Consider the following 25,207-nt stretch of genomic DNA (forward strand, 5'->3'; position numbering starts at 1 on the left):
CCAGGCATACAGCGTGGCCATCAGCCCGGTCACCAGCAGCATCAGCACGGCCAGTGCACCGGCATCGGCCAGATTCAGCTCGTAGGCCACCAATTGGTAGATTTCCACCTCCACCGTGGCATAACGCTGTCCGCCCAGCAGCAGCGCCAGACCAAAACCGGAGAAGCAATACAAAAACACCAGACACAGCGCCGACCACAACCAGGGCCGCACCGCTGGCCACTCCACCCGCCAGAACACCCGCCACGGCGTGGCACCCAGCGTGCGCGCCGCCGCAATGCGGCTGGCCGGTATCAGGGACAAGCCTTCACACGCGGCACGAATCACCAGTGGCAGATTGAAAAACAGATTGCCGTACAGCAGCAGCCAGGGCGTGTCCTGCAGATTGATACCCAGCAAGCCTTGCGGACCGAACAGCGCCAGCACGCCCATGCCGGCCACCAGCGTGGGCATGACAAAGGGCAGCATCAGCAGGCGCAGCGTCAGGCGGCGTCCCGGAAACTGATAGCGCGCCAGACACCAGGCCAGCGGCAGGCCCACCAGCAGCGCGGCCACACAGCTGGCGGCCGCTTGTAGCAGCGACCAGACAATACGCCATTGCAGGTAGGAATCGGCCAGCAGCCCTACAGAAAACTGCCCCTGCCCCTCTTGCAGCAAACGCAGCAGAGGCAGGATGGACATCAGCAACAGAAAGGCCAGCGGCAACAGCGCCAGCGCAAAGGTACGGCGGCGCGCTGTCATGCATGGTCCTGCACGAAGGGCCAGTCGGCCACCAGCACGTCTTCCGGGCCGTCTTCCGGGTCTTCCACCCGCTCCAGCCAGCGAAAGCCCAGCCGGGCCGCCAGCTGCTGCGAGGGCAGATTGTCCGGGCTGATGGACAAGACAAAACGCTTCACCCCGGCGGTGTGGACCGCCCAGTCGGCACAGGCGGTCAAGGCTTCGGTGGCATAGCCCTGACGCCGGAAGGCGGGCAGCACGGTATAGCCCAGCTCCACATCACCGCGCCCCTTCAGGTAAGGGTGGCCCGGACAGGTATGAAAGTTGATATGCCCCACCAGCTGGCCGGTTTCGCGCAACAGCATGGCGCGCATCGACCATGGCGCGTAGTCCGGCTCGTTTTCCATCTGGTCCAGCCGCAGCGACATCACTGCCGCTTCCTCCAGCCAGCTGATGGGCAAGGGCGCGCCCAGCCAGCGTGCTGCTTCGGCCAGCCGCGCCTGCATGCTGGCCCGCAGCATGTCCGGCGTCAGATGACGCAGGATCAGTCGCGGGCTGACGATGTCCGGCACGGTACTGGCTGGAGGTATAAGTGGCTGCATTACTGGCCGGACTTCAGCACGATGCGGGTCCACTTGCCTACCCAGGCGGTGGTTTTGGCGGCAATCTGGCGGCTATCCGGCGTGGTGTGCGCCGTCGGTTTTTCCGCATGCTGGAATACCGGATCCAGCGCGATGCCCGGCTGCACCGGGTACATCCACATGCTGGTGGGAATATCCTTCTGCACCGCGTCCGAGCGCAGGAATTCAACAAACTTGCGCGCCAGCGCCGCTTCCTTGCCGCCTTTCACCAGCGCCGCACCTTCCACTTGCTGGAACACGGCACCAGGCAACAACAGGTTGCCGGTCGGCGAGGCGGTCAGCTTTTCCTTGCTGTAGAACACTTCCGCCGCCGGGCTGGTGGCATAGCTCACCACGATGGGGCGGGCACCGCCATTGCGGGAGAAATCGGTGTAATAGGCTTCGGTCCAGCCCTTGCTCACCTTCACGCCGTTATCGCGCAGCTTGCCCCAGAAGGCCATGGCCTTGGCTTCGCCCATGGCGGAAATGGTGGACAGCAAGAATGCCAGGCCAGGGCTGGAGGTGGCAGGGTTTTCTACCACCAGCAGGTCCTTGTAGGCCGGGCGGGTCAGGTCATCCAGTGTTTTGGGCAGCGGCAGCTGCTTTTTGGCAAACCAGGCTTTGTCGTAGTTGAGCGTGACATAGCCGTAATCGATGCTCACTGCACCGGGCAGCGACACCGCGCCGCCCTTGTCGCTCATCGGCAGCAGCACACCGGCAGTTTCAGCCTTGCCAATCAGGGTGTTGTCGATGCCGTACACCACGTCGGCAATCGGGTTGGCGCGGGTGAGGATCAGCTTGTTGACCATCTCCCCGGCGTCCCCCGCCTTGATGATGCTCAGCTTGACGCCGTTCTGCTTTTCGAACTCGGCCAGCAGCGGCTTGGCCACGGCAAAAGAACTATGCGTGAGTACGCGCAACTCGGCAGCGTGGGACAGGCCTGCGGCCAGCAGCGCGGCCAGCAAGGTGGTGGTTTTGAACAATTGCATGACATTCTCCGTGCGACAAAGCGCAATCGCCGGAGCAAGCGAAACAACAGACGGGTTGGCCTTCTGCATCACGCTCCCTCCGCTGGCATTATCCAGTTCAGGTTCTAGGGTGTTTCTCAGCCCGCGCGGGGCACCCCTGGTGATTGGCGGCATCCTTCAGATACCTGCCGACATGTTCGCTTACAAGGCGTTACCCGTTTTTCACGAAAATTAACACCCTGCCGCCAACAAACAATGGATTGTACACACTTTCCCGCCATGATGAATTCACAACAACAGCACGCTTGTTCAACCCGAATCACCAGATAACCCGAAGGAGCACCACCATGAAACTGACTACCCGCATCATGCTGATCAGCCTGTCCGCCGTCACCTTCGCCAGCCTGTCCGCCACCGCATCGGCCGAAACCGAATGGCAAAAACAGCACCCGCGCCGCGCCGAAGTGAACCACCGCCTGGCCAATCAGGACAAGCGCATCCACCAGGAACGCAAGGAAGGCGAAATCAGCAAGCAACAAGCACACGAACTGCACCAGCAAGACCGTGCCATCCGCCGCCAGGAACGTGCCGATGCCCGCCAGAACCACGGCCACATCACCAAGCAGGAACAAAAAACCCTGAACCAGGAAGAAAACACGGTCAGCAAGGAAATCGGCAAGTAAAATCCAGCCATGGGCTGGCCGCCCGCCAGCCCATTCTTACCGCACCCCGCAGCACTGGCAGCAGCTACCGCGCCGTGTTGCGGGCCGGTTTTTGCTGCGAGGCCATCCGTGAACATTGTCATCCGTCTGCTTCTGCTTGCCATGCTGCCGCTGCAAGCCTGGGCCGGCATCGGCGAGGCCGGTGCGCGTCATTTGCTGTCCCGTACCGGTTTCGGGGCAAATCCGGCGCAAATTGCCCTGTATGCACCGCTCAGCCGCCAGCAGGCGGTGGACCGGCTGCTCGATCACGTCAGCTACACCGCCCTCACCCCCCCGCCCGCCTGGGTCAACGAACCGTTTGAACGACCAGGCAAGCCCAATCTGACTGAAGACGAAAAGAAAGCGCTGCAAAAAGAGCGCAATGAACACGCGCTGGAACTGCGTGGCTGGTGGCTGGAAGAAATGCGCATCAGCCCCAGCCCGCTGACCGAAAAAATGACCCTTTTCTGGCACAACCATCTTGTTTCCGGCCTGGACAAGGTGGGTGTGCCACAGCTGATGTATCAACAGAATGTTTTGCTGCGCAAGCAGGCGGTGGGCAATTTCGGCCAGCTATTGCACGCCATCGCCCGCGACCCGGCCATGATGCGCTACCTGGACACAGTGAATAATCGCAAGGGCCAGCCCAATGAAAACTTTGCCCGCGAGGTGATGGAACTGTTCACCCTGGGCGAAGGCCATTACAGCGAGCAGGACATCCGCGAAGCCGCCCGCGCCTTTACCGGCTGGTCGCTGGACAAGGACTTCCAGTTTGTCTACCGGCCGAACCTGCATGACAACGGCGACAAGACCATCTTTGGCCAGCAAGGGAATTTTGATGGCGACGACGTGCTGGACATGCTGCTGCGCCAGCCGCAAACCGCCCGCTTTGTCACCCTCAAGCTGTGGAAATACCTGGTTTCCCCCACACCGAACGAGGCCGACATCCAGCGCCTGTCCGCGCTGTTCTACCGTGACAATTACGAAATCCGCCCGCTGCTGCGCGCCATGCTGCTCACCCCGGCTTTCTGGAACAGCCAGGGCCAGCTGGTGAAATCGCCGGTGGAACTGACCGTGGGCACACTGGTGACCTTCGACCTCACTCCGCCGGACTGGCGTGCGCTGGCCGGACTTAACCGCCAGCTGGGGCAGGACGTGTTCAATCCGCCCAATGTCAAGGGCTGGCCCGGTGGCGATAGCTGGATCAACAGCACCACCTTGCTCACCCGCAAACAGTTTCTCGACCGCCTGAGCCACGACGCCGCCCCCATCCGCAACAGCTTTGTCATGGCCGATGGCCAGATGGACGAACAACGTGGCCGCGAAGCCCGTATCCGCCGCCTGGTGCAGGCTGGTCTGCGTCCCATCAAGCTGCAACCGGACGAATGGGCCGCCATCTACCACGTCAACACTGCTGCCGATGCCACACGCCTGCTGCTGGCCGTGCCCCCCGCCCAGCCACTGCCGGCCGACATGAATGGTGCCCAGGCCATTGCCCCGCTATTGCTGGACCCGGCCTACCAGGTGCACTGAACCGCCCATTAAGGAAACTGCCATGTTTCAACGCCGCGAATTTCTCAAAGCCATGAGTGCCGGCCTGCTGGTATCGGTACTGCCCAATCTCAGCTATGCACTGGCCCCGGCCGGCTACCAGCGCCTGCTGGTGCTGGTGGAACTCAAGGGCGGCAATGACGGGCTGAACACCGTCATCCCCTACGTCAGTGACGACTATTACCGCCTGCGCCCCAGCATAGCCATTGCCCGCCCGCAAGTACTGCAACTGAGCGAACAAGTGGGCCTGCACCCGGCCATGCAAAGCCTGCTGCCGCTATGGCAAAAGCAGGAAGTAGCCGTGCTGCAAGGCGTAGGCTACCCGGAGCCCAATCTGTCCCACTTCCGCTCCATCGAAATCTGGGAAACCGCCTCGGCCAGCAATCAGTATCTGGGCGAAGGCTGGCTCACCCGGCTGTTTCGCAGCCAGCCCACCCCGCCCGGTTTTGCTGCCGATGGCGTGGTACTGTCCAGCCAGAACCTGGGCCCGCTGGATGGCGGTGCCCGTGCCGTAGTGCTGAACAATCCGCAAGACTTTGCCCGGCAAGCCAAGCTGGCGGCCGACCAGCAAGCCGGCGCGCACAGCAGCGCGCTGTCCCACATCCTGAAAGTGGAAGGCGACATCCGCACCGCCGCCAGCGCCCTGCAACAACCGGTGATGAAACCACCAGCCAACCCGGCCGACGCCCCCACCGCTCCCCCCAAAGCAGTCGGCGGCTTTGCCCAGGCCATCAACACCCTGGCTGATATCCTGCAAAACGGCACCCGCATTGCCGTGGCGCGCATCACCCTTACCGGCTTTGACACCCACGGCAACCAGCAGCCCACCCAGGCCCGCCTGCTGGGCGAACTGGCCGACGGCCTGGCCCTGCTCAAAACCCGCATGCAGGCGCAAGGCCGCTGGGACGACACCCTGGTATTGAGTTATGCCGAATTTGGCCGCCGCCCGCGCGAAAACGGCAATCGCGGCACCGACCACGGCACCGCCAACAGCCACTTCCTGCTGGGTGGACGCGTCAAGGGCGGCCTGTACGGCCAGACCGCCCCGCTGGCCGGGCTGACCGATGGCAACCTGCCCTACGCCATCGACTTCCGCCAGCTGTACAGCACCGTGGTGCAAGACTGGTGGGGGAAAGACGCCACCAGCCTGTTCGGCCAGCGCTTTGGCCGGCTGCCGCTGCTACGCGCCTAAGCCCGCAGCGCCTGCTTTTGCATGCGCTCGGCCAGGCGCAAATGGCAAGCTGCCGCCAGTTTGACCAGCTCGCGGGTACTCACCGGCAGCGGCCCCGCCTGGGCCACGCCATCGGCCAAGGCCGTCAGCGTACTCACCTCGGCCTGCAAGGCCATTGTTTTGCCGGATGGCCGCCGCTGTCCCTGCTCCATCTGATAGTGCAGGGAAATCAGCCAGCGCGACTGCTGCCAGTCCGCCTCCCCCGCCAATACCGACTCCCACACCGCCTGCCCCACCTGCCGCGCCGCCTCACCGGCCAGTGCGTAGGCCAGTTGCAGCTTGTCCTGATCAGCGTGTGTGCCTTTGCGCAAGATGGGTAGCAGGGTGTCGTCCAGCCAGCCTTGCAGTTGTTGCGCCTGTGGTTTGCCGCAGGTGCGCAGTACATCGCGCAGTTCTGTTTCGCTCAGGGTAAGCAGGGCCGGGCCACTGGCGGGCGTCAGCAGGCAACCAGCCTTCTTGCCCAGTGCGGTTTGCAGGGCGGTTTCATCCCGGTATTTGAGCAGTTTGGCGATATCGGCCGCGACAAAGCGCGGGCCTTGTGCCAATGGAAAGACACCAAGGGTTTTCTTGTTGAAGCGGAACTGGATGGGCGGGGAGGTACTACTGAGAGGTGGTGCTTTTTTCATGTCAGAAGCTCCATGTGGCAAACGAGTCATTGCCCCCCCATCGCCAGACGGGTGGCAAGCCAAAGCGGGGCTGGCGAACCGGCACATGGACCCGGCAGACCGTAAGGTCTCCCCACCCGGCCCGCCATTGAAGACATGAAGGTACACGAGTGCAACAAGCAACTACCGGAGCAGCTGCGTGCCATATGCCAGGGTCGCCAGACCCATGCTGTGTTGTTACGCACAGGAGGCCAAGACTAAGAACCTGACAACAGGAGAACAAGGGTAAGGACCGCCGCAAACACTGGCAAGACGTGCAGGTATGTCAGCGTTTAGGATTTACCGCTGACACCTCCGGGCACATGCCTGCGCCTTGCCAGAAAAATCCTCACCACGCATGGCTTTGGCAAAGTACCAGTCCGTAGGGCGGAAGCCCCGGAGTTACAGGGGCGTTCCGCCTCGGTGCGAGTAACAGTGGCGGAAATCACAGGGTTTTGCATCCGCAAACGCGGATGATGTGTTGAGTGCCGCTTCCGCGCGGCAGACGGGAAGGAGGGCTTGCCTGGCCAAGCCCTCCTTCACCTCCAAGGCCACCCCGGCAAGCATGGCCTGCGGCTCCCCTCCGGGGCCTGACACTGCTGCGGCACGGCTGGAACTCGCGATTGGCTATCGTCCAATCGCTCAGACAGCCAGCCGCTTAAAACCGCAGCAGCGCCACCCGTCGGCATGCTTGATGGGGCCCAAGAGCGCGTTGGTACGGTGCTTGCGGTAGAGAAGTACGGTGTAGATGGAGTGCTGATGTAGGCTAAGGATATGTTAATGCCATTGAGCTAAAATGGCTGATGTCGGCCAACAGTTGACACTGTTGGCATTTCATTAGTTGTGCAAGTGGCCATATTAATTTCAATTTTCATTCAAAACCATTTGCAATTCTTTGCTTGGTATTGGTCCAATTAGACACAGCCAAATAAAAAAAGGACTTGACTTAATGCTGCTCGTATTGATATCTCTGTGTTTATTTTTTATATATATTTTTATTGTTGCTTATGGCACGCCCATTCCATGGATACTTCTCATTATATTCATACTGATGGCAATCCATATTAAATACGCTAGTGCAAAAATAAAAAGGGAGGCTGCCGTTTTCTTTGAAAAAAATATACCCGCAAAAAACGAAGAAGAATTTATGGCTCAATTTGGCCCTGAAAAATACATTGCACTAAAACTCTGTCAATTTTGGGGTGAAAATTACAATGTCAACTATTTAAAAATGAAGCCAAATGACAAAATAATAGACCTGATATATTCCGGATACAGAGATACCTCTCGAACACTGATCGGGCCTTACTCAGCAGTACTGAGCAGGCAGGAGATTTTAGCAGCACGATCCATTAGGCAGCTTGCAATAAAAATATATAAAAAATGTGAAGTATGAGAATTGTGACTGTAGACATAAGAAAAAGAGAGGCCGCTCAGGGTCGATTGAAGACATTGATATCAGACTGCTATCGGCCAGATAGCCGCACCCTCGATGCATACCAATTATTCCTTAAAATAAAAAATGCAGACTTAGGGTTGGTGTTAAAAAGCTTAATGCGGAGTTTTAATTTTGAACTGGTCTAAAATACTATCACTAGCGCCAAATAAAACAATAAGAACGCTATTGCGAATCGCAAGCATATTTTTTTGGACGATTGCACTACTATCGATAGTTTTTAGGTTGTGGAATGGCATTGCACCGACACTGTCATTGGCTGTGTTCTTAATGGGGTTGGCCAATAAGAAGCCAAGAAATGATACCCCAACTTCATTTATATCAGCGTCCGATGGTACGTTTCTGCTTCAGGGTGAATCCATTTTTGAAAAAAGAAAGATGGTAACTAGGCTCACGTTAAATCAGAAAGAGCTTATCGCCGCAAGAAATGATCAATTATTCTGGCGAATCCGATTAGATATGATTGCCTCTGTCGAGGTTGATATTAAGAAGATATTTTTCAGAAAAAAAACATATGCATTACTACTGGTAAGATTAAACGATGGGGATTCTTATTCAATGCCGTGTCAGGACTTTGAGTGTGCGCACGTTCAGGAAATGGCAATGATTATTACTCAATGCATTTTGAAGTAAAGATATTTGACTAAATAGTGAAAAGACAAATCTCTTAGGATGTCTGCTTCGGGTCGAAAGCAGAAGTTCCACTTTGCAGTAGTTCTGACTCGGCACACGAAGCCCCCACATTGCTTGACGTTTCACCGCACCAACGCGACCCTTGGGCCCCGTCAAGCATGCCGACGGGTGAACGGGGCGAGGTCTTAAGCGCCTGCCCTGTTTGAGCGATTTGACGTTAGCAAATCGCGAGTTCAGGCGCGCCTCGCCCCGGTCGGGCCCTGTCGGGTAGCCGCAGGCCATGCTTGTGGGGTGGCCTTGGAGGTGAAGGAGGGCTTGGCCAGGCAAGCCCTCTTTCCCGTCCGCCGCGCGGAAGCGGCATCCAAATCACCATCCGCGTTAGCGGATACAACCTGTTTTACTGTGATGGTGAAGATGACAGGAATGACCGGACAGTGAGTCAGCACCGAAGCGGACTCCCCCCTGCTGCTCCACCGCCCGATGCATGATTCAAATACGCCACCGTCCCACCTCACAATCAAGCTCACGTAAAGTAGTCAATTACCATAGAATACTTTGATGATGCTGTGGTTTCTCACGTCCTCACACTGCGGAGGAAGAACGGGGAGATAATGTGACCGACAATGTATCCGAAGCCGCCTTGCGGCATGGCCTGGCGGCTGGTGAATTCTGGCCAGCCTTCCAGCCCCAGTTGAATCTGGTCAACGGGCACGTTTGTGGCTTCGAGGTGCTGGCGCGCTGGAACTCCCCGCAATATGGACGTGTCTCCCCTGCCATTTTCATTCCGCTGGCCGAGCGCAGCGGCATGTTGCATGCCCTGCTGCTGCAACTGATGGGCGAGGCCTGCCATGTGGCTGCAAGCTGGCCGGGTCAATTCTCGCTGGCATTCAACCTGGCACCCAGCCAGTTTTTGTTACCGACACTGGTGAGCGACCTGCTGGACACTGTAGGTAGCAGTGGTTTTCCCTTGTCACGGGTGGTGATTGAAATCACCGAAAGCGAGCTGTTCCACGATAACGCCTCCGTGCAGCAGGTGCTGGATGACCTCAAACGACACGGCATGGCGCTGTCGCTGGACGATTTTGGCACCGGTTATTCCAGTCTGACCCGGCTGAATTCACTACCGTTTGATGAGCTGAAGATCGATGCCAGTTTCGTGGCGGCCTTAAGCAGCGATACGCAATCGCTGCGGATCGTGACTGCCGTGCTGGGGCTTGGCCAAAGCCTGGGGCTGACCGTTGTCGCCGAAGGCGTGGAAAGCACGGAACAGGCCGCCGTACTGCGCAAACTGGGTTGCGATGCCGGACAGGGCTTTTTGTGGTCACCGGCGGTGCCGGCGGCACAAGCCTTGCAGCTGTTGCAGCAATGGGGCGTAGAACCAACCCAGACCACGCTGGACCTGTCGCCCTTCCAGCGCCTGCACCAGCTGGAAGCGCTGTACCAGGACTCCCCGGTTGGCTTGTGCTTCATCGATTGCCAGATGCGCATTGTCAGTGCCAACCAGCTGCTGGCCCGCTATCTGGGTGTAGAGCTGGACTACATTCTGCGCAAGTCGGCCAGCCAGATATTCGGCCATGAAATGACCCCCAACCTGATGGCGGTGCTGGTGCGGGTCATGGCGGGTGAAGTCTGTGAAACCACCGAGTACCGCCATCAACCCAGCGGTACTGCCTTCCTGATCGCCCATCAACGCATTGTCGATGCCCAGCAACTTCCGCTGGGTGTGTCCTTGGTATTGGTGGACATTACCAGTCGTGTAGAAGCGGAAAAGCAGCTGCGGCAAAGCGAAACCCACTTCCGGACTGTGCTGGAGCTGGGCCCGAATGTCACCTGGCGCGCCAATTGCGACGGGCTGGTTGACTATATGGGTGAATTCGTCGATTGCCCGGCAGATGCCAGTTATCAGGAGCGTCACGCTTGCTGGCTGGCACGCATGAATCCCGACGACCGGGTTCGTGTACGCGAAACCTGGCTGAAGCACCTGCCCAGCAAGCAGCCGTTTCTGATTGAATTCCGCATTTTGTGGCCGGATGGCAGCTGGCGCTGGATGCGCAGCCGTGCCTTTCCATCACTGAACGAACAAGGCGAGGTGCTGGCCTGGTACGGCATCATTTCCGATTTCACTACCGAGCATGAATTGACGCTGCGCGTGGTGGCGCTGGAGCAACAGCTGCACAAACTTCAGTCCAGCGCCTCTTGCTAACGCAGCGGCTAAGGCTTTTCTCACGTGAAAGGCAAGCAAGGCGATTGCCGGAGAAACACCTGCCCAAGAACCTTGAGGCCTGCCTGATGGCGCTTGGCAGCCAGCAACACGGCGGGAAACTGGCGGAGCATTGCAGCAATATGCAGACAAAAAAAGGGCCTGGGCAAATTGCCCAGGCCTGGCTTGATGCACGATTAAAGCCGCAGATTGCAACGGGACAGACTCACTCGCAAACCCGGCGCCACCGGGTATGCCCCTACTACTATGCAAACACCGTGCCAGCTTTTTTCGGGATAAATCGTCAGTAAAACCAGACAAATTTTGTTGCGCCGCACCAATAGCACGCCCTTCATGCACCGATTTCAGGATTTCCTGCACAACGCTGTTGCATGAGTACGCTATGATTAGCGCATGAACACGCCTGCCAATACCAGTAAACCGGCCCCGCCGCCCGAGCCCGAGCTGCGCGCCCCGGAAAGCGAGAATACCCTCGCCACCCTGGCCATGCCGCTGGGGGAATCGGTGCTTACCCTGACCGCAGGCTCGGCTCCGGTCTATGGCATCCTGCATCGCAGCCGTGCCATGACAAGTCAATCAGATTTCTTCCGCCTGCAATTTCGTGGTTTTGCCAGGATAGAAGGCAGCCAATGGCAGCATTATGCCAATGACGATGCCCGCTTCCACGTTGCCTACAACTGCGCCTGGGTGCGGGTGGACCATCCCAGCCGTTCGGTTACCTTCGGCCCCAAGAACGGCATCAACTGCACCGAGGCTTTTCAAAACCTCGGGCTGGATACCTTTTTGTTTGCCCAGACCATCACCTGGGTCAAAGGTGCCTACCCGGACTACGCCATCAGCCCCGGCCTGATTGCCATTACCGGTAATGCCAGCGAAGAAGAAAAGCTGCGGCGCAACGCCTTTTACGCCAGCCAGGGTTTCCAGTTTGACTGGCAGGATGCGGCGCAACGCAGCGGCCTGTTTTTCAAGGACAAGATCAACCGCTTGCTGGGCGTGTGGGACAAGGACCATATCCAGGAGGTAGGCGGCGAAGCCATGCTGCAATCGCTGGCCATGCAGGATGAGTCGCGCGTGGCGCTGGAGGACAAGGTCAACCGGCTGGAAGCTGCGCACAGCAGTATGAAGTCGGCCCTGCAAAAGGAACGCAATACCTCGCAAATTTTGATGGGCGTGCTGATAGTCGGGGTGATGCTGGCCTTGTGGGCGGTGATTTAAATAGTCATTGCTTGGAATTCCTGTCGGTTTTTAAAGATGAATCCTATAAAAGACAGGAGCATGCCTTATGTCAAAGTACGCCTACAGCAGGCGAGGTAGCATGCCGCAAGGCTGAAAAACATAGCGTGGTGCAAACCGGATCAAACAGTGCATGACAGCAGGGCCGGGGACAGGCTGACGTTCACCTGTCGTTTCTTGCAGTACCTGCCAGAGAGATAAAACAAGATTCTGGTTGCCTACGGATACTGCGGGCGGGAGAGAGATGAAACAAGAGAAACGGGGAGTTGCCCGGCTGTTTGAGCATGGGCTTGGTGTGCTGAACCTGGAATGGATGATTCCATTGTTCAGCCTGTTCCTGATTGCCATGATCTGGAGCGCGGTGTTGTGGCAGGTGAATACCGACAAGGTACGCAGCCAGCTGGAAATGCAGCGCCAGAGCGAAAACCTGGTCCGGGTGTTCGAGGAACACATTTCGCGCACCATTCGCGCGGTGGACCAGTCGGTTCTCTTCCTGAAGTACCAGTATGAGACCGAAGGCAACAAGATGAATATCCGCAGCTATCTGGACAAGGGCATCATCCAGAGCCAGCTGTTTGTGGGCCTGTACATCATCGGCCCGGATGGCATGCTGGAACTCTCCAGCCTGCCCAACTCGAAACGCATGAACCTGAGCGACCGGGAACACTTCAAGGTGCATATTGCACAGGACAGTGGCCAGTTGTTCATCAGCAAACCGCTCAAGGGACGTGCCTCGAACAAGTGGTCCTTGCAATTCACCCGCCGTATCAACAAGCCGGATGGCAGTTTTGGCGGCGTTGTGGTGGTATCGGTCGATCCCTTTTATTTCACCAGCTTTTATAAAGACCTCAACCTGGGCAAGACCGGGGTGGTGACCCTGGTAGGCCAGGACGGCATCGTCCGGGCCCGAACCAGTGCAGGTGGTGCGGGCATCGGCATGGACATCCACGCCAGCGGGCTGTTCAGGCAATGGCCGGGCAAGGACCACGGCCAGTACCAGCAGTTGAGCAGCATCGACCAGATTCAGCGCACCGTGAGTTTCCGTGCGGTGGAAGGCTACCCGCTTGCCGTATTGATGGGGGTGGGCGAAAACGAGGCCATGGCCGACTACTACGAACACCGCAATGCTTACTTCCTGGTGGCCAGTGTAGTCAGCCTGCTGATTTGTGCCGCCGGTTTCGTGATGTACCAGATGGCGGTACGGCTGAAAAACAGCAAGGCGCAAGCCGAATCGGCCAACCGCATGAAGTCGGAATTCCTGGCGCACATGTCGCACGAGTTGCGCACCCCGCTCAACGGCATTCTGGGCTGTTCGGAATTCCTGCAAGCCACCCTGAGTGACCCAGGGGATCTGGAAACCGCCAGCATGATCCACAAGAGTGGCCAGCATTTGCTGACGCTGGTGAATTCCATTCTGGACATGGCGCGCATCGAGGCCGGCCGCATGCCGATGGAAATGGTGGAGGTGGATCTGGCGCGGATGTTGCGTGACACGGTGGAGTTGTTCCGGCCCAAGGCGGAAGGCAAGGGTTTGCAGCTGGAATTTGACTACCAGCAGGCCGCTGGCTGCCCGGAACACTTCCGGCTGGATCAGACCAAACTGACCCAGGTGGTGAACAATCTGATGCACAATGCAGTGAAGTTTACCGAGCAAGGCAGCATACAAGTGACGGCCAAGGTGAGCGCTCACCAGTTGCAGCTGGCTATCCGCGATACCGGCTGCGGTATTCCGGCAGACCAGCAACAACTGGTATTCGAGCAATTCCGTCAGGCAGAAGCCTTCCTCACCCGGGCGCAAAGCGGCTCCGGCCTGGGGCTGGCACTGGTGAAGGAGCTGGTGCGGCTGATGGAAGGCAAGGTCAGTTTCGAATCACAAGTCGGCGTGGGAACGGTGTTCCACGTCAGCATTCCGCTGGAAGGAAAACAAGCATGAGCAAGCTGGACACCATTCTTGTCGTTGATGATGACGAAATCAATCGCAAGGTGGCAGGCCTGTTTCTGCAACGCATGGGCTGGAAGACCGATCAGGCCGCCAGCGCCTTCGAAGCACTGGAACATCTGCAGCAGCACGATTACCACTGCGTGATGCTGGACATCAGCATGCCGGGCATGAGCGGCATCGAACTGTGCCGCCAGCTGCGTCAGGAGCCGCGCTGGCAAAACCTGCACCTGATTGCCTACACCGCACACGCCATGAGTGACGAGCAACAAACCATTCTGCAAGCGGGTTTCAACGCCATTGTCACCAAGCCGCTGACCCGCGACAGCCTGGTGGCGGCGCTGGACAGCATCAAGTGATGTTGTGCTGGCAAACACCCGCAGAATGACCATGACAACCCTTGCCTGATAAACCCAGGTGGAGCACCGCTGGCCGTGCAAGAACAAAACAGACAGCCCGATACCACAACACGCGCCGAAACCAGCCCGGCACCTGCACCGGCGGCAGGTTTCGACTTTCAGCACGCCGCCTTGCAACAGCTGGAGCAACTGGGCGACCTGATACTCTCCTGCCGGCAGGACGGACAACTGCTGCACGCCAATCAAGCCTGGCTGGAAAGCCTGGGCTATTGCGCGTCGGAACTGGGCACGCTCAACATCTACCCTTTGCTGGCCGAGGATAGCCGGACTGCATTCCGCACCCAGTGCCAACACTTGCAAACAGGCCAGGCACCACAAGCCATTGCGCTGGTGATGCACGACCGCATGGGCCAGGCACTGTCGATGCAGGCCTGCTTTTTTCCCTTGCCCGGTCATGGTGTGCAGGTGGTGTTGCGCGATCTGACCGCACAAAAGAAACAGGCGCTGTGGCTGTCCACCCTGCTGGACAATATGGACGATGGCATCATCGCCATGGACACGGACGGGCTGCTGACCTACATGAACCAGCAGGCCGAACGCATCTTGCACTGGCAGCTGGAAGAGCTGCACGGCAAGAACGTGCACGAGCACATTCACCACCACCGTGCTGACGGTGCGCCGCTGTCCGTGGAAGACTGCCCGATCTACGACGCAGTACGGCAGAAAAGTACTTATCACTCCAGCGATGAAGTGTTCTTCCGCAAGGACGGCAGCATGGTGGCAGTGCGGGTAAGCAACACCCCGCTGCTGCTGGAAGGCCAGTTGGTGGGCAGTGTCACCACCTTTGCCGATGTCAGCGCCATGCGGCTGCGCGAACAGGAAATGCGGCAGGCCACACAGGCGGCGGAGGCGGCGGCGCGCGCCAAGAGCGAATTCCTGGCCACCATGAGCCATGAAATCCGCACGCCGCTCAACGGGGTGATCGGCATGATAGACCTGCTGATGGACACCCCGCTGGATGCCGAGCAATCCGACTTTGCCCGCACCATCAAGATGTCGGCGGACACCCTGCTGTCCATCATCAACGACATCCTGGACTTCTCCAAGATTGAAGCTGACGGGCTGGAAATCGAGACCATCGATTTTTCCCTGCGCCAGCTGCTGGAAGGCACGGTGGACATTCTGGCCAACAAGGCACATGGCAAGGGCCTGACCCTGGCCAGCTTTGCCACACCGGAAGTACCGGACAGCCTGCAAGGCGACCCTACCCGCTTGCGCCAGATCCTGCTGAACCTGCTGTCCAATGCCATCAAGTTTACCGAACAGGGCATGGTGCTGGTTTCCGCCACCGTCGAAGGCAACGACGAAAAACAGCTGCGGCTGTGTGTCAAGGACACCGGCATCGGCCTGTCCGAGCAGGCCAGAAGCCGCTTGTTCCAGCCCTTCTCCCAGGCCGACAGCTCCACCACCCGCAAATACGGCGGCACCGGCCTTGGACTGGCCATCTGCAAACGGCTGGCCGAGGCCATGGGTGGCAGCATCGGGGTGGAAAGCACGCTGGGCCAAGGCTCGGAATTCTGGATCAGCATCCCGCTGCATGCCATCAAGGGTGACAGCTGCCTCTCGGCAGGCCCACAGCTTGACCAGCATCTGGTACTGCTGGCTGGCGACAATGCCTGTCAGCAATCCCTGTGGCATCACTATCTGGACAGCTGGGCCATACCGCACCACTGCGCCGACAGCCTGGCAAGCCTGCTGGAAACCCTGCGCCGACTGGATGCAGCCGGTAGCAAGCCCGATGTGCTGCTGCTGGTGGAACCCTTGCCGGATGCCACGCTGGAGCAGGCAGCACAAACTCTGGCCGTAGAAGGCATCCCGCTGGTGGTCTGCCTGCAAGGACAGGACAACCAGCGCAAAACCAGCCTGGCCCAGCAAGGCATTGCCGTGCTGCACAAGCCGATGAAGCAATCTGCGCTGCTGGATGCACTGACCATTCAATGGGCACCAGGCACCATCCGCCTGCACACCCCGGAAGTGAGCAACAGCCAGATCACGCAGACTGCCAGCGCGCAGCGCCATCACCATTTGCTGCTGGCCGAAGACAACCCGGTGAACCAGCGCGTGGCCGCCAGCATGCTGCACAAGCTGGGCTATGGGGTTGATGTGGTGAGCGACGGAAACGAAGCGCTGGCCGCAATAGCACAGCGGCATTATGATGCCATCCTGATGGACTGCCAGATGCCGGGCATGGATGGCTACGCCGCCACGCGGCAGCTGCGCCGACAGGAAAGTGAGTCGGCACAAGGTGGGCACCTGCCGGTGATCGCCATGACCGCCAATGCCATGGAGGGGGATCGCGAGCTGTGCCTGGCAGCAGGCATGGACGACTATCTGGCCAAGCCCATTGAATACGCCAGACTCAAAAACCTGCTGGAACACTGGCTGCCCCAACAGGCTGGCGTAGCCACCGCAACGGCCACCGCAGCAAAAACACCGCGTGGCCAGGTACAAGGCAGCCTGACCGTGCAGCGCCTGACCGAGTTTCTGGGCGACGACCCGGCAGGCATTGCCGAAATGCTGGATATCTTCCGCGACTCGCTGCAACGCTGGCGCGAACGCCTGCGGCTGGACATGCGTCATGGCGGACAGGGGCTGCGGCAACTGGCGCACGAGCTCAAGGGCAGCGCTGCCAATGTCGGTGCCGATGCGCTGGCCTCGCTGGCCGGTCAACTGCACGCCGCTGCGCTGGATGGCAAGCCGGATGCCATCCGGCACATTGCCGCACAGATTGAAACCGAAATGGAAGACCTGCTGGCCTTCATTGCCGCGTACGGAAAGGATGATTGATGTCCCACGTCATCGTGGTGGACGACAACGACACCAACCTCTTGCTGCTACGCCATATCCTGCAACGGCTGGAAGGCGTGACGGTGGACACCTTTGCCGACCCGCAACTGGCACTGGCCTGGTGTGCCGAGCAGGAACCGGACCTGGTCTTGCTGGACTACATGATGCCGGAGATGGACGGTCTGGAATTCATGCGCCGCTTCTTTGCCCTGCCGCAACGGCAGGATGTGCCGGTAGTGATGGTCACCGCCGATACCGAACGCGATGTACGTCACCTGGCCTTGCAACAGGGCGCGCGCGACTTCCTCACCAAACCGGTGGACAAGGTGGAGCTGACGGTACGGGTGCGCAACCTGCTGGCACTGCGCAAAAGCAGCCAACAGCTGGCCAACCGTGCCGCCTGGTTGCTGGAAGAAGTCAAACTGGCCACGACGGAAATCCGTGCCCGGGAGAAAGAAGCCATCCTGCGCCTGTCGCGTGCAGCAGAATACCGCGACCCGGAAACCGGCGCCCACCTGTTACGCATGTCGGCCTATACCCGGCTGATTGCCCGCCAGTTGGGCCTGCCCCAGTCCGAACAGGAAATGCTGCAGGAAGCCGCCCCCATGCACGATATCGGCAAGGTGGGCATTCCGGATGCCATCCTGCTAAAACCCGGCAGGCTGACCGAACCTGAAATGGCCATCATGCGCCAGCATCCGCTGTTCGGGCATGAAATTCTCAATGGCTCCGTCTCCCCCTTGCTACAATGCGCCGCCGTAGTGGCGCTGAGCCATCACGAAAAATATGATGGCAGCGGCTATCCGCATGGCCTGCGCGGCGAGGATATTCCCTTATGGGGCCGTATCGTGGCGGTGGCGGACGTGTTTGACGCCCTCACCTCCTCACGCCCCTACAAACCAGCCTGGCCACTGGAAAAAGCCAGGCACTACCTTGAAAGCAACAAGGGCAGTCACTTCGACCCGGCCTGTGTCGAAGCGCTGTTTGCCCTGTGGCCCGAAGTCATGAACATCCGCCAGCAATACGCCGACGAACAAGAGCTGTTCAGCATGCCGCAAATGCCACCCGGAGCGCCGTATGCTTGAGGCCAGCAAGTTCAACGAACTGAAAATCAGCGGTAATCTGCCCTCGCCCAAGGGCACGGTATTGAAAATCATGGAGTTGAGCGAGCACAACAATGTGCCGCTGCCCGAGCTGATTGCCGTGCTGAATACCGATCCGGTCATGATTGGCCGCCTGCTCAAGCTGGCCAATTCCGCCTCCTTCGTACGCAGCCGCCCGGCGGTGGCGCTGACGCCGGATGTGCTGATGTCCATCGGCCTGAATGCGGTACGCCAGATTGCCCTCACCTTTGCCCTGGTGGCGGAACACCACCGTGGCGAATGCCAGCAATTCGATTACAACCTGCACTGGTCGCGTGCGCTGGCCTGTGGTGCAGCCATGCAGCTGTTGGGTCAGCAGTTGCGCATTGCGCCGCCAGGCGAGCTGTTTACCATCGGCATCCTCTCCTCCATTGGCCAGCTGGCCATGGCCACCCTGCATCCGGTCGAGTATGGCGCACTGATCCAGGCGCAGGGCAACCCTTATGCACGGGGGATGACACGCGAGGAAGAAAGCCGCTTCGGCTACCACCACCTGGACATTGCTGGCGCCCTGTTGCGCGACTGGGGCCTGCCAGGCATGTTCTGCGATGCCGTGCGCCAGCATGAAGACCTGCCGCCGGTGGATGTGGCGGAACACTCACGTGCCGGCAGGCTGGCATTGTGCCTGCATCTGGCCAGCCGTCTGGCCGATGTCTGCCTGCTGGAAGGCCAGGCCCGGGCACATGGCTATGAAGAACTGAAAAAGCAGGCCTGCCGGCTGGAAGTGGACCCGACGCATTTTCCAAGGCTGTGCGACGAGGTGGTGCAGGAATGGCGCGACTGGAGCGCCCAGCTGTCCATCAGCACGCCAAGGCAGGAGTCCTTCTCGCTGCTGGAGCGCCGCCAGCCTGCACCAGCTGAACCCGCAGGTGCGGAAGAAGAACTGCCACCGCTGCATATCCTGGTGGTGGAGGATGAAGCCAGCCAGCGCATGATGCTGCAGCGGCTGCTGCAGATCCTCGGCCATCAGGTGGATGTTGCCGCCAACGGTCAGGAAGCATTCGAGCTGGTGCAAAAACAGCCGCCGCAACTGGTGATTACCGACCTCGCCATGCCGGAAATGGACGGCATGGAGCTGATCCGCCGCCTGCGCGCCCTGCCGGACGGGCGGCAGCTGTACATCATCGTGCTGACCATTCTGGATGACGAAGACAATCTGGCTGCCGTATTCAGCAGCGGCGCGGACGACTTCATCAGCAAGCCGATACCGCCGCGCATCCTGCAAGCCCGGCTCAAGGCCGGACAGCGCATCATTCTGGAACAGCAGAACCTGCGCCAGGAACAGGCCCGCCTGCGCCGTCATCTGGAAGAGCTGTCCATCGATAACCGGCTGGCACAGGAAGCGGCCCAGACCGACGGCCTCACCGGCCTGTACAACCGTCACTATGCCATGCGCTATCTGCCGCAAATCTGGGAAGAAGCGCGGCTGGCGCAACAGCCCTTGTCGGCACTGATGCTGGATATCGACCACTTCAAGGTGGTGAACGATGAACACGGCCACGATGTGGGCGATAACATCCTGCAGCAATTTGCCGGCATCCTGCGGCTGTTCTGCCGACGTACCGACATCATCTGCCGCTTTGGCGGTGAGGAATTCCTCATCATCCTGCCCGATACCCGGCTGGATACCGCCATCCAGGTGGCCGAGCGCATCCGTGCCACGCTGGCCAGCCGCAATCTGGTGACGGCCGGGCTGTCGCTGTCGCTGACGGTGAGCATTGGCGTGGCGGAAAACCAGGCACAGCACAAGTCGGTGGAAGCGCTGATCAAGAGTGCAGACCAGGCGCTGTACCGCGCCAAGCGCACCGGCCGCAACCGGGTGGAAGCGGCCCACTGACCCTACGCGGTACATGACAAGGGCCAGCTGCCGTCACGGCGCTGGCCCTTGTCATTTCATGGCTGGCAAAACCGGCAGCTGATTACAGGTCGTCGGTGTCCGCCCAGCCTTCGCGATTGCCACGCTGGAATACCTTGTCGTCCGGGGCGATGTCCCCGGCACCCAGTACCGGCTGTTGCAACAACTGCTGGTAGATGGGGGTGAAGTCCACCGCCGTGGCATCAAACAGCTGCTGGAAGCTGTCGATGACGAAATAGGTTTTCTGGAAGGTGTCAATGCGATAGCGGGTACGCATCAGCCGTTGCAGGTCAAAACCCACACGGTTGGGGCTGGCACTATCCAGGCAATATTGCGACTCGGACTTGCTGGACACGATGCCGGCACCGTAAATGCGCATGCCCTGCGGGGTGTTGATCAGGCCGAACTCCACCGTGTACCAGTACAAGCGCGCCAGCACCGGCAGGAAGCCCAGGTGCTTGGCCTTGATGCCACCCTGGCCATAGGCTTGCAGGTAATCGGCAAACACCGGGTTCATCAGCAGCGGGACATGGCCGAACAGGTCATGAAACACGTCCGGCTCTTGCAGGTAGTCCAGCTGGTGTGGTTCGCGCAGCCACCAGGTCACCGGAAAGCGGCGGTTGGCCAGATGCTCGAAAAACACATCATCCGGAATCAGCCCCGGCACCGCCACAATGCGCCAGCCGGTGGCCGCCAGCAGCTTCTGGTTGAGCACGGCAAAGTCCGGCACCTGGTCGGCGTCCACTTCCAGCTGCTGCAAGCCCTGCATGAACTCGTCACAGGCCCGCCCCGGCAGCATCGCGCATTGGCGCTGGTATAGCGTGGCCCAGGTGGCGTGGTCGGCCGCGCTGTAACGCTCCAGCGGCTGCGGCAGGGTGTAATCGGCCGCATCGTGGGTCAGGCCCAGATTTTTGCGGGTGGTGATGTCGGGAACGACAAAATCGCTGCGCTCGTTCATGGCGGCACATCCGGTAGGTGGGGATGTCTTCAGTGTAGAAGCCCGCGCCTGCGGCAGGTCCGCAAGTTTTGCCAATAAGGCAATTTTTTTGCATACTTCCCGCACAAAACCGTCAATTCACGCAGGAAATAAGCAAAAATGGAACTGGACCGCTTTGACTGGCAAATCCTGCAAGCCTTGCAGCAGGATGCACGCAGCACGCACCAGAAACTGGCACAAGAGATTCCGCTGTCGGCATCGCAGATAGGCCGTCGCCTGCAACGCATGGAAGAAAACGGGGTGGTACAGGGCTATCAGGTGAATATCCTGCCGGACCGGATAGGCCTGTCGGTGATGGCCTTTGCCCATGTCAGCCTGGAGCGGCACAACGAAAGCGCCTTGCGCGAATTTGCCCAGGCCATCCACGCGCTGCCGGAAGTGCTGGAGTGCTATGCCACCGCGGGTGAGGCCGATTACCTGCTGCGCATCGTGGTGGAGGACCTGCCCTCGCTGTCGCGCTTTGTGATGAACCGGCTGATGCAGCTGTCACTGGTGCGCAGCGTGAAATCCACCATCATCCTGGACGCCATCAAGCACACCAGCAAACTGCCACTGCCACACACACGCAGCTGAATCAGCGGCGCAGGCGCTGCCAGGACAGCAGCAGGCCCAGCGCCAGCGTACCGGCCACCATGCCCACCAGCACATCCAGAATGGCGGGCAACAGCAGGCGGGCCAAAGCGCCGACACCCGGCAGGTGCGACAGCGGGTGTACCAGGCCTTCGATGGCGTGGTGCAACCAGGGCCAGCCATGGCTGATGATGCCGCCACCCACCATGAACATGGCCACGGTGCCAATCACCGCCAGTGCCTTCATCAGCCAGGGCATGCCCTGGATCAGCCCGCGTCCGATCAGGCTGTTGATGGCACCGCCACGGCGCAGCAGGAACAGGCCGATATCGTCCAGCTTCACCAGCAGGCCGACAAAACCATATACGCCTACGGTCATGATCAAGGCCACGCCCACCAGCACCACCAGTTGCGAGCTAAAGGCGGCCGATGCCACCGTGCCCAGCGTGATGGCGATGATTTCCGCCGACAGGACAAAATCGGTCCGGATGGCACCCTTTACTTTTTCCGCTTCGACCTGCAGCAGGTCGATGGCCGGGTCGGCCAGCATGGCGTCCAGTTCGGCATCATGGGCGGCATCTTCTTCCTTGCCGTGCAGCAGCGGATGCGCCAGCTTTTCCATGCCCTCCAGGCAAAGATAAACCCCGCCCAGCATCAGCAAGGGCATCACTGCCCACGGCGCAAAGGCGCTGAGTGCAAGTGCCAGCGGTACCAGGATGGCCTTGTTGCGCAAGGAACCGCGCGCCACGGCCCATACCACCGGCAATTCGCGTTCGGCGCGTACGCCGGCCACTTGCTCGGCATTCAGCGCCAGGTCATCCCCCAGCACCCCGGCGGTCTTGCGCGCGGCCACTTTGGTCATGGCCGCCACATCGTCCAGCACGGTGGCAATATCATCAATCAAGGTTAACAGACTGGCTCCCGCCATGAATTTTCCTTCACTTCCTGATGCGGCTGGCCCGGTGGACCGCCGCTGTTATTGGCAGTCGGCATCGAGGCCGACCGTCCTGAGCGACAGGCCGTGTCATTGTAGCGGAAGCAAGGCTGCGGGGAATCACATGCCGGGAGCATCCTGCTGTGACGGGCTGGCGGGCATGGGGGAGATGGCGTGCAGCAGGCCGAAATCTACGTGGTCTTCGCCCTGTTCATCGGTGTACAGCAAGTCCTGGTACTGGTGGTTCCAGCGGATGTCGTCGTGACGGAACACATGGCGTGAGGCCATGCTCTGGCGGGTGATTTCATCGCTGCCGCTGATGGACAGAATGAATCCGGCATGCAAGCCGGTCAGCGCATCCGCATCCAGCCCGTACAGCGGGCTGTGCTCGTCGATCACATGCATCAGCGTCCAGCTGAGCACGAACATGGGATGGTGCTGGCGTTGCAGCTTGAGGTCGTGCAGGCGGCGCAGGCGGGTGCCCTCGCGGCTGACGGTATCAAACAGGACATGCAGCTGGGCGGTGGCATCCACGATGACATTCTGCCGGGCATTGGCGGCCCGCAGCATCAGCACCGGCACGCCATCCATCTGGCGGATGACCGGATTCCGGGCAAACACGATGCGCGAGCGCGGCAGGGAAAAACGGGCAAAGGTAACGCCGGTCACCAGCGCCAGGCTCATCATGCCGATGAAAATTTCCAGCATGCTGATGATGTGGGCGTACACCGTTTGCGGGTGCATGTCGCCGTAACCCACGGTAGCCAGGGTTTCCACGCTGAAGAAAAACGCGCCCCAGAAATCGCGCGGAAACTGGTTGGCAATGCTGGCCTCGCCCAGCTGGTACAAGCTGGCAAACAGCATGTTGAGCACAAAAAACAGCGCGGCAATGGCCACGTAAAACTGCGGCCAGCTCATGGTCATGGCCACGTGGTAGATGTCGTGCCCCAGTTTCAGCGGCAAGCGATGCACATGAATGATGCGCCCGCCCACCTCCAGCTGCCGGCCCTTGCCCCCTGCTCTACCCATATTCCGCCCTCCTGCTGTGAGCCGCCATTGTGTGCAGCGCCCATGGCGACGTCAATGCAGGCCGCCATGCGCTTTGGACGCTGCCGGCCAGGCTCTGGCATGATGGAAGGCATGCCTGCCTCCGCCACCCTCATCGTCCTGCTGCATGTCAGCCTGCAACTGCTGCTGATCATGCGCGTGCTGCTGCGCCCCAACCGCGACCCGGCCGCACGGGTAGCCTGGACCGTAGTCGTCGCCACCATGCCGGTGCTAGGCATGCTGGCCTATCTGCTGCTGGGTGAAGTAAGCATAGGCCGCCGCCGCATGGCCAGGCTGGCGCGCATCCAGCAGCGGCTGCCTGCCCTGCCCGCCTTGCCGCAGACAGTCCCCTTAAGCACGCTATCCCCCACTGCGGCGCAGCTGTTTCGCGTGGGCCAGTCCATCAGCGGCTTTGCTCCCAGCGCGGATAACCGGGCCGCATTGCAGGCTGACAGCAACAGCACCATAGACTGTCTGGTGGCGGACATTGATGCCGCGCAGCAGCATGTGCATCTTCTTTTTTATATCTGGCTACCGGATAACAACGGCAGCCGGGTAGCCCAGGCCCTCATGCGCGCCGCGCATCGAGGCCTCAGCTGTCGGGTATTGGTGGATGATGTGGGTTCGCGCCTGCTGTTGCGCTCCGCCCTGTGGCAGCAGATGAAAGACGCCGGCGTGAAAGCGGCGGCAGCCCTGCCGGTGGGCAACCCCTTGCTGCGCCCGTTCAGCGGGCGGATAGACCTGCGCAATCACCGCAAGATCGTGGTGATAGACCACTACACCGGCTACTGCGGCAGCCAGAACTGTGCCGACCCGGAATTCCGCATCAAGCCGCGCTTTGCCCCGTGGGTGGATGCGGTGATCAGGGTGGAAGGCACGGTGGTACAGCAGATGCAGCGGCTGTTTGCCACTGACTGGATGCTGGCCACCCACGAAGACCTGCTACCGCTCTTGAGCGCCACGCCACTGCCACCACGGGACAGTTCAGGTCCCGGCGTGCTGGCCCAGGTGATAGGCACCGGCCCCACCGCGCGCCATTCGGCCATGCCGGAACTGTTTGTCGCGCTGATGTACAGCGCACAGCGCAGCCTGACCATCACCACCCCCTACTATGTGCCGGACGAGGCCTTGCAATCGGCACTGTGCGCTGCGGCCCAGCGCGGGGTGACCACCACCTTGCAACTGCCAGCCCGCAACGATTCGCTGGTGGTGAGCGCCGCCAGCCGCAGCTATTACGCCGAGCTGCTGGCCGCCGGTGTGGTGATTGCCGAATATCACGGTGGCTTGCTGCACAGCAAGTTGCTGACGGTGGACGAAGACCTCTGCCTGATCGGCTCGGCCAATCTGGACCGGCGCAGTTTCGAGCTGAACTACGAAAACAATCTGCTGTGCCACGACCGGGAACTCACCACGGCCTTGCGCCAGCGGCAGCAGCAATACCTGCAGCATTGCAGCCTGGCAAGCCCGGAACAGGTAAGCGCCTGGCCGCTATGGCGACGACTGTGGAACAATGCGGTCGCCATGCTTGGGCCCTTGCTGTAA

The 25,207-nt window shown here is 60.0% G+C and carries 21 protein-coding genes and 1 riboswitch; of the genes, 14 read left to right on the forward strand and 7 right to left on the reverse strand.

The genetic code is table 11. The annotated features are described in order from the left end of the window. From JHD62_RS09805 to JHD62_RS09815, 3 genes are all read right to left on the reverse strand, one after another. A partial coding sequence (locus JHD62_RS09805; protein ID WP_199102735.1) for an iron ABC transporter permease occupies nt 1-741 on the reverse strand: 741 nt, incomplete at its 3' end. Beyond that, on the reverse strand, nt 738-1,319 hold the full coding sequence (locus tag JHD62_RS09810; RefSeq protein WP_199102736.1) for a GNAT family N-acetyltransferase: 582 nt from the start codon (nt 1,317-1,319) through the stop codon (nt 738-740). The genes JHD62_RS09810 and JHD62_RS09805, both read right to left, overlap by 4 nt. Then, nucleotides 1,319-2,326 (reverse strand): thiamine ABC transporter substrate binding subunit, encoded by a 1,008-nt coding sequence (locus tag JHD62_RS09815; protein ID WP_045846112.1) that lies wholly within the window; start codon nt 2,324-2,326, stop codon nt 1,319-1,321. Before JHD62_RS09815 ends, JHD62_RS09810 begins: the two co-directional genes overlap by 1 nt. A gap of 56 nt (nt 2,327-2,382) precedes the next feature. Next, nucleotides 2,383-2,474: riboswitch (TPP riboswitch) on the reverse strand. A gap of 178 nt (nt 2,475-2,652) precedes the next feature. On the opposite strand from JHD62_RS09815, the gene JHD62_RS09820 reads away from it, so the two are divergent. The 3 genes from JHD62_RS09820 to JHD62_RS09830 all read left to right on the forward strand — a co-directional run bounded on the left by JHD62_RS09820 (nt 2,653) and on the right by JHD62_RS09830 (nt 5,749). Then, the gene (locus tag JHD62_RS09820; RefSeq protein ID WP_199102737.1) at nt 2,653-2,988 is read left to right on the forward strand and encodes a hypothetical protein; all 336 of its coding nucleotides are present in this window, start codon (nt 2,653-2,655) and stop codon (nt 2,986-2,988) included. Nucleotides 2,989-3,096: 108 nt separating this feature from the next. Further along, on the forward strand, nt 3,097-4,539 hold the full coding sequence (locus JHD62_RS09825) for a DUF1800 family protein (RefSeq protein ID WP_370541050.1): 1,443 nt from the start codon (nt 3,097-3,099) through the stop codon (nt 4,537-4,539). 22 nt (nt 4,540-4,561) lie between these two features. Then, complete coding sequence (locus JHD62_RS09830; protein WP_199102739.1) at nt 4,562-5,749, forward strand: DUF1501 domain-containing protein; 1,188 nt, start codon at nt 4,562-4,564, stop codon at nt 5,747-5,749. Here the strand turns inward: JHD62_RS09830 and JHD62_RS09835 are convergent. Next, nucleotides 5,746-6,414, reverse strand: coding sequence for a hypothetical protein (locus JHD62_RS09835; protein WP_199102740.1), 669 nt, complete (start codon nt 6,412-6,414; stop codon nt 5,746-5,748). The two genes, JHD62_RS09830 and JHD62_RS09835, sit on opposite strands and share 4 nt — an antisense overlap. A 967-nt stretch (nt 6,415-7,381) precedes the next feature. Between JHD62_RS09835 and JHD62_RS09840 the strand changes: the two genes are divergently transcribed. The 9 genes from JHD62_RS09840 (at nt 7,382) to JHD62_RS09880 (ending at nt 20,099) form a co-directional block, all read left to right on the forward strand. After that, complete coding sequence (locus tag JHD62_RS09840) at nt 7,382-7,828, forward strand: hypothetical protein (RefSeq protein ID WP_199102741.1); 447 nt, start codon at nt 7,382-7,384, stop codon at nt 7,826-7,828. Between the two features lie 174 nt (nt 7,829-8,002). Next, nucleotides 8,003-8,521 (forward strand): hypothetical protein, encoded by a 519-nt coding sequence (locus JHD62_RS09845; protein ID WP_199102742.1) that lies wholly within the window; start codon nt 8,003-8,005, stop codon nt 8,519-8,521. A 613-nt stretch (nt 8,522-9,134) separates the two neighbouring features. Beyond that, nucleotides 9,135-10,724 (forward strand): EAL domain-containing protein, encoded by a 1,590-nt coding sequence (locus tag JHD62_RS09850; protein WP_199102743.1) that lies wholly within the window; start codon nt 9,135-9,137, stop codon nt 10,722-10,724. A gap of 411 nt (nt 10,725-11,135) precedes the next feature. After that, on the forward strand, nt 11,136-11,957 hold the full coding sequence (locus tag JHD62_RS09855; protein WP_199102744.1) for a hypothetical protein: 822 nt from the start codon (nt 11,136-11,138) through the stop codon (nt 11,955-11,957). A gap of 262 nt (nt 11,958-12,219) precedes the next feature. Continuing rightward, nucleotides 12,220-13,908 carry an ATP-binding protein gene (locus JHD62_RS09860; protein WP_199102745.1) on the forward strand — a complete coding sequence of 563 codons (1,689 nt, stop codon included), beginning with the start codon at nt 12,220-12,222 and terminating at the stop codon, nt 13,906-13,908. Beyond that, entirely contained in the window at nt 13,905-14,273 is a 369-nt protein-coding gene (locus JHD62_RS09865; protein WP_062790120.1) for a response regulator, read from the forward strand. The genes JHD62_RS09860 and JHD62_RS09865 overlap by 4 nt, the downstream gene beginning before the upstream one ends. A gap of 75 nt (nt 14,274-14,348) precedes the next feature. Continuing rightward, the gene (locus tag JHD62_RS09870; RefSeq protein WP_199102746.1) at nt 14,349-17,120 is read left to right on the forward strand and encodes a PAS domain-containing hybrid sensor histidine kinase/response regulator; all 2,772 of its coding nucleotides are present in this window, start codon (nt 14,349-14,351) and stop codon (nt 17,118-17,120) included. Next, the gene (locus JHD62_RS09875; protein ID WP_199102747.1) at nt 17,120-18,205 is read left to right on the forward strand and encodes an HD domain-containing phosphohydrolase; all 1,086 of its coding nucleotides are present in this window, start codon (nt 17,120-17,122) and stop codon (nt 18,203-18,205) included. The genes JHD62_RS09870 and JHD62_RS09875 overlap by 1 nt, the downstream gene beginning before the upstream one ends. Further along, entirely contained in the window at nt 18,198-20,099 is a 1,902-nt protein-coding gene (locus JHD62_RS09880; protein ID WP_199102748.1) for a diguanylate cyclase, read from the forward strand. The genes JHD62_RS09875 and JHD62_RS09880 overlap by 8 nt, the downstream gene beginning before the upstream one ends. 82 nt (nt 20,100-20,181) lie before the next feature. Here JHD62_RS09880 and phhA read toward each other — a convergent pair whose 3' ends face one another. Further along, nucleotides 20,182-21,075, reverse strand: coding sequence for a phenylalanine 4-monooxygenase (gene phhA, locus JHD62_RS09885; RefSeq protein WP_199102749.1), 894 nt, complete (start codon nt 21,073-21,075; stop codon nt 20,182-20,184). Nucleotides 21,076-21,213: 138 nt separating this feature from the next. Between phhA and JHD62_RS09890 the strand changes: the two genes are divergently transcribed. Next, entirely contained in the window at nt 21,214-21,687 is a 474-nt protein-coding gene (locus JHD62_RS09890) for an Lrp/AsnC family transcriptional regulator (protein ID WP_045846266.1), read from the forward strand. A gap of 1 nt (nt 21,688) precedes the next feature. Here the strand turns inward: JHD62_RS09890 and JHD62_RS09895 are convergent, their stop codons facing one another. Further along, nucleotides 21,689-22,612, reverse strand: coding sequence for a DUF808 domain-containing protein (locus tag JHD62_RS09895; RefSeq protein WP_199102750.1), 924 nt, complete (start codon nt 22,610-22,612; stop codon nt 21,689-21,691). 126 nt (nt 22,613-22,738) lie between these two features. Continuing rightward, complete coding sequence (locus tag JHD62_RS09900; protein ID WP_199102751.1) at nt 22,739-23,647, reverse strand: ion channel; 909 nt, start codon at nt 23,645-23,647, stop codon at nt 22,739-22,741. A gap of 42 nt (nt 23,648-23,689) precedes the next feature. Here JHD62_RS09900 and cls point away from each other — a divergent pair, with 42 nt between their 5' ends. After that, on the forward strand, nt 23,690-25,207 hold the full coding sequence (gene cls / locus JHD62_RS09905; protein WP_199102752.1) for a cardiolipin synthase: 1,518 nt from the start codon (nt 23,690-23,692) through the stop codon (nt 25,205-25,207).

This window comes from Aquitalea sp. ASV11, from assembly GCF_016429185.1.
Lineage (GTDB): Bacteria > Pseudomonadota > Gammaproteobacteria > Burkholderiales > Chromobacteriaceae > Aquitalea > Aquitalea pelogenes.